General features: G+C 56.4%; 1 protein-coding gene, 3 tRNA genes and 3 rRNA genes. All 7 read right to left on the reverse strand.

The window, feature by feature from the left end; translation table 11 throughout:
* Positions 1-14: 14 nt before the first annotated feature.
* Positions 15-91: transfer RNA gene (locus tag EIM47_RS15545), tRNA-Met, on the reverse strand.
* 113 nt (positions 92-204) lie between these two features.
* Positions 205-318: ribosomal RNA gene (gene rrf, locus EIM47_RS15550) — 5S ribosomal RNA — on the reverse strand.
* A gap of 123 nt (positions 319-441) precedes the next feature.
* Positions 442-3315 (reverse strand): 23S ribosomal RNA (locus EIM47_RS15555).
* A gap of 221 nt (positions 3316-3536) precedes the next feature.
* Positions 3537-3613, reverse strand: a tRNA-Ile gene (locus EIM47_RS15560).
* Positions 3614-3631: 18 nt separating this feature from the next.
* A tRNA-Ala gene (locus EIM47_RS15565) sits at positions 3632-3707 on the reverse strand.
* Positions 3708-3802: 95 nt separating this feature from the next.
* Positions 3803-5349, reverse strand: a 16S ribosomal RNA gene (locus EIM47_RS15570).
* The 16S, 23S and 5S rRNA genes sit together here with 3 tRNA genes alongside, the layout of an rRNA operon.
* Positions 5350-5704: 355 nt before the next feature.
* The coding region (locus EIM47_RS15850; protein WP_205948736.1) for a hypothetical protein at positions 5705-5887 on the reverse strand (183 nt) is incomplete at its 5' end.

Consider the following 5887-nt stretch of genomic DNA (forward strand, 5'->3'; position numbering starts at 1 on the left):
TTTGCGTTGTGCATTGGTAGCGGGGGCAGGATTTGAACCTGCGACCTTCGGGTTATGAGCCCGACGAGCTGCCAGACTGCTCCACCCCGCACCGGGGTAACTGGCGGCCGGTGCAGGCCTGGGGCCTGGTGCCGGTGGCGGACACGGGGGTGTCCGGCAAAAGAAGAAGCCCCCAGCGTTTGGCTGGGGGCTTCCGGGATAAAACCCTGGCGATGACCTACTCTCGCATGGGAGACCCACACTACCATCGGCGCTGTTGCGTTTCACTTCCGAGTTCGGGATGGGATCGGGTGGTTCCACAACGCTAATTTCACCAGGGAGACGGTTGGAGCGTGCAGGCGTCCGTGAGGTGGAGCCGCACCGTCTCGCATAGGGACTTGGGATGTAGTGAGCGGCGGATGGCTATCGACTGTCGTCGAGTCCAAGGCCACTTGAGGTTATATGGTCAAGCCGCACGGATCATTAGTACTGGTTAGCTCAACGCATTGCTGCGCTTACACACCCAGCCTATCAACCACCTGGTCTTGATGGTTCCTTCAGGGGACTTGTGTCCCGGGAGATCTCATCTTGAGGCGCGCTTCCCGCTTAGATGCTTTCAGCGGTTATCGCTTCCGAACATAGCTACCCGGCAGTGCCACTGGCGTGACAACCGGAACACCAGAGGTTCGTCCACTCCGGTCCTCTCGTACTAGGAGCAGCCCCTCTCAAATCTCCAACGCCCATGGCAGATAGGGACCGAACTGTCTCACGACGTTCTGAACCCAGCTCGCGTACCACTTTAAATGGCGAACAGCCATACCCTTGGGACCGACTACAGCCCCAGGATGTGATGAGCCGACATCGAGGTGCCAAACACCGCCGTCGATATGAACTCTTGGGCGGTATCAGCCTGTTATCCCCGGAGTACCTTTTATCCGTTGAGCGATGGCCCTTCCATACAGAACCACCGGATCACTAAGTCCTACTTTCGTACCTGCTTGATCCGTCGATCTTGCAGTCAAGCACGCTTATGCCTTTGCACACAGTGCGCGATGTCCGACCGCGCTGAGCGTACCTTCGAGCTCCTCCGTTACTCTTTAGGAGGAGACCGCCCCAGTCAAACTACCCACCATACACGGTCCCCGACCCGGATTACGGGCCCAGGTTAGAACGTCAAGCACATCAGGGTGGTATTTCAAGGATGGCTCCATGCCAGCTGGCGCCGACACTTCATAGCCTCCCACCTATCCTACACAGACGAACTCAACGTTCAGTGTAAAGCTATAGTAAAGGTTCACGGGGTCTTTCCGTCTTGCCACGGGAACGCTGCATCTTCACAGCGATTTCAATTTCACTGAGTCTCGGGTGGAGACAGCGCCGCTGTCGTTACGCCATTCGTGCAGGTCGGAACTTACCCGACAAGGAATTTCGCTACCTTAGGACCGTTATAGTTACGGCCGCCGTTTACCGGGGCTTCGATCAAGAGCTTCGCCTTGCGGCTGACCCCATCAATTAACCTTCCGGCACCGGGCAGGCGTCACACCCTATACGTCCACTTTCGTGTTTGCAGAGTGCTGTGTTTTTGATAAACAGTCGCAGCGGCCTGGTCACTTCGGCCTCCCTCAGCTATAGCCCGCATGGGCCACCAAAGGAGGCGCACCTTCTCCCGAAGTTACGGTGCCATGTTGCCTAGTTCCTTCACCCGAGTTCTCTCAAGCGCCTGAGAATTCTCATCCTACCCACCTGTGTCGGTTTTCGGTACGGTCTGCGTGAGCTGAAGCTTAGGGGCTTTTCCTGGAAGCGTGGTATCAGTCACTTCGCCCTAAAGGGCTCGTCTCGGTGCTCGGTGTTGACCTCCCGGATTTGCCTAAGAGATCCACCTACCGCCTTTCCCCGGGACAACCAACGCCCGGTAGACCTAACCTTCTCCGTCCCCCCATCGCACTCACGCGAGGTACTGGAATATTAACCAGTTTCCCATCGACTACGGCTTTCGCCCTCGCCTTAGGGGCCGACTCACCCTGCGCCGATTAACGTTGCGCAAGGAAACCTTGGGCTTTCGGCGTGCGGGCTTTTCACCCGCATTATCGTTACTCATGTCAGCATTCGCACTTCCGATACCTCCAGCAGGCCTCTCGACCCACCTTCGCAGGCTTACGGAACGCTCCTCTACCGCGCACACAAAGTGTGCACCCCAAGCTTCGGTTTACCGCTTAGCCCCGTTAAATCTTCCGCGCAGACCGACTCGACCAGTGAGCTATTACGCTTTCTTTAAAGGGTGGCTGCTTCTAAGCCAACCTCCTGGCTGTCTGTGCCTTTCCACATCGTTTCCCACTTAGCGGTAATTTGGGACCTTAGCTGTGGGTCTGGGTTGTTTCCCTTTTCACGACGGACGTTAGCACCCGCCGTGTGTCTCCCATACAGTCCGTCTCGGTATTCGGAGTTTGCAATGGTTTGGTAAGTCGCGATGACCCCCTAGCCATAACAGTGCTCTACCCCCGAGAGGATACATATGAGGCGCTACCTAAATAGCTTTCGAGGAGAACCAGCTATCTCCGGGTTCGATTAGCTTTTCACTCCTAATCACACCTCATCCCCTACCTTTGCAACGGGAGTGGGTTCGGGCCTCCAGTGCGTGTTACCGCACCTTCACCCTGGGCATGACTAGATCACCCGGTTTCGGGTCTACAGCCCGCGACTATGCGCCCTATTCAGACTCGGTTTCCCTTCGCCTCCCCTATACGGTTAAGCTTGCCACGAACTGTAAGTCGCTGACCCATTATACAAAAGGTACGCAGTCACCCTTGCGGGCTCCTACTGCTTGTACGCACACGGTTTCAGGGTCTATTTCACTCCCCTCTCCGGGGTTCTTTTCGCCTTTCCCTCACGGTACTGGTTCACTATCGGTCGGTCAGGAGTATTTAGCCTTGGAGGATGGTCCCCCCATGTTCAGACAGGGTTTCTCGTGCCCCGCCCTACTCGTCTTCACTGGCATGACCCTTTCGAATACAGGGCTATCACCTTCTATGGCCGACCTTTCCAGGTCGTTTTTCTAGAACCATGCCAGCTTAAGGGCTAGTCCCCGTTCGCTCGTCACTACTGAGGGAATCTCGGTTGATTTCTTTTCCTCCGGTTACTTAGATATTTCAGTTCACCGGGTTCGCCTCCAGCACCTATGGATTCAGTGCAGGATACTGCCGAAGCAGTGGGTTTCCCCATTCGGACATCGCGGGATCAATGCTTGTTGCCAGCTCCCCCGCGCTTTTCGCAGGCTGCCACGTCCTTCATCGCCTCTGACCGCCAAGGCATCCACCGTGTGCGCTTATTCGCTTGACCATATAACCCCAAGTCGCCTCGGAGTCACTGTGCCCGGGGGTACAAATCCCCAGGCGCGAATTGCAACGACTCAATTTCAGGAATCTCTCGATTCCCGCCTTAGCCTCAACGACACGTCGAGATAGTCATCTCAAACGCTCGCTACATCCCAAGTTATTAAAGAACACGTACCGGCCTCAGCGCCGATCCAGATCAATTCTGTGTGCGCTTACATCCAGAGTTGGTGGGTCTGGGAGGACTCGAACCACCGACCTCACCCTTATCAGGGGTGCGCTCTAACCACCTGAGCTACAGACCCAAAGATCGATTACTCATTTGGTGGAGCCTGTCGGGATCGAACCGACGACCCCCTGCTTGCAAAGCAGGTGCTCTCCCAGCTGAGCTAAGGCCCCTTGAAGGGACTCGCCCGACCCGCCACCGGCGGACCAGGAACTCTAGATGCAGGAAACTTGTGAGGACGCCCGACAGGAAAATGCTGCCGTGCTCAAAAGGAGGTGATCCAGCCGCACCTTCCGATACGGCTACCTTGTTACGACTTCACCCCAGTCATCGGCCACACCGTGGCAAGCGCCCTCCTTGCGGTTAAGCTACCTGCTTCTGGTGCAACAAACTCCCATGGTGTGACGGGCGGTGTGTACAAGGCCCGGGAACGTATTCACCGCAGCAATGCTGATCTGCGATTACTAGCGATTCCGACTTCATGGAGTCGAGTTGCAGACTCCAATCCGGACTGAGATGGGGTTTCTGGGATTGGCTCACCCTCGCGGGATCGCAGCCCTCTGTCCCCACCATTGTAGTACGTGTGTAGCCCTGGTCGTAAGGGCCATGATGACTTGACGTCATCCCCACCTTCCTCCGGTTTGTCACCGGCGGTCTCCTTAGAGTTCCCACCATTACGTGCTGGCAACTAAGGACAAGGGTTGCGCTCGTTGCGGGACTTAACCCAACATCTCACGACACGAGCTGACGACAGCCATGCAGCACCTGTCTCACGGTTCCCGAAGGCACCAATCCATCTCTGGAAAGTTCCGTGGATGTCAAGACCAGGTAAGGTTCTTCGCGTTGCATCGAATTAAACCACATACTCCACCGCTTGTGCGGGCCCCCGTCAATTCCTTTGAGTTTCAGTCTTGCGACCGTACTCCCCAGGCGGCGAACTTAACGCGTTAGCTTCGATACTGGGTTCCAAGTTGAACCCAACATCCAGTTCGCATCGTTTAGGGCGTGGACTACCAGGGTATCTAATCCTGTTTGCTCCCCACGCTTTCGTGCCTCAGTGTCAGTGTTGGCCCAGGTGGCCGCCTTCGCCACGGGTGTTCCTCCCGATCTCTACGCATTTCACTGCTACACCGGGAATTCCGCCACCCTCTACCACACTCTAGTGATCCAGTATCCACTGCAATTCCCAGGTTGAGCCCAGGGCTTTCACAACAGACTTAAACCACCACCTACGCACGCTTTACGCCCAGTAATTCCGAGTAACGCTTGCACCCTTCGTATTACCGCGGCTGCTGGCACGAAGTTAGCCGGTGCTTATTCTTTGGGTACCGTCATCCCTGCCGGGTATTAGCCAACAGGATTTCTTTCCCAACAAAAGAGCTTTACAACCCGAGGGCCTTCTTCACTCACGCGGTATGGCTGGATCAGGCTTGCGCCCATTGTCCAATATTCCCCACTGCTGCCTCCCGTAGGAGTCTGGGCCGTGTCTCAGTCCCAGTGTGGCTGATCATCCTCTCAGACCAGCTACCGATCGTCGCCTTGGTGGGCCTTTACCCCGCCAACTAGCTAATCGGACATCGGCTCATTCTATCGCGTGAGGCCTTGCGGTCCCCCACTTTCACCCGTAGGTCGTATGCGGTATTAGCGTAAGTTTCCCTACGTTATCCCCCACGACAGAGTAGATTCCGATGTATTCCTCACCCGTCCGCCACTCGCCGGCATAGGGAGCAAGCTCCCTACCCGCTGCCGTTCGACTTGCATGTGTTAGGCCTACCGCCAGCGTTCACTCTGAGCCAGGATCAAACTCTTCACTTAAAACTGCAAAGCCCGAAGGCTTAAAGCTTTTAGCTGCAGAAGTCGAACCCAGCTACGAATCGCTTGCTTAAAGCAATTGACTTGTTGCTGTTTCAAACGTCTGCAAGATGGACAGTCATCCTTCCTGCAGGCGTCCGCACAAGTTACCTGCGCACACTTTCAAAGAACCTCGGAGTCGGCCTCAGCGCCTTCCTCCGTTGCCCGACGTTTCCGTCGAGGTGAGCCGCTCATTCTGGCAGCCCGTCTTCGTTTCGTCAACCCCCTCGCGAGGAGGAAGCTTCCGAACCGCCTCGCCGGTGGCCGTAGCCGTTTCCGCCGAGGGAGCCGCACATTCTGGCAGCCCGTTTGGGTTTCGTCAACACCTCGTGAAGAGGTCGTTTTCCAAACCCCTCACCAACCCGCCGAAGCGTCCTTGGTGAGCGAGCCGCCCAGTATAGGCGACTTCCAGAAATCCGCAAGCACTTCGTGTTGAAGCCACTCCGTTTTCCCGGACCACCGGCAACACCGTGGTGTCGTCGGGAGGGCGCGCATTGTGCAC

This window comes from Pseudoxanthomonas sp. SGT-18, from assembly GCF_003931645.1.
Lineage (GTDB): Bacteria > Pseudomonadota > Gammaproteobacteria > Xanthomonadales > Xanthomonadaceae > Pseudoxanthomonas.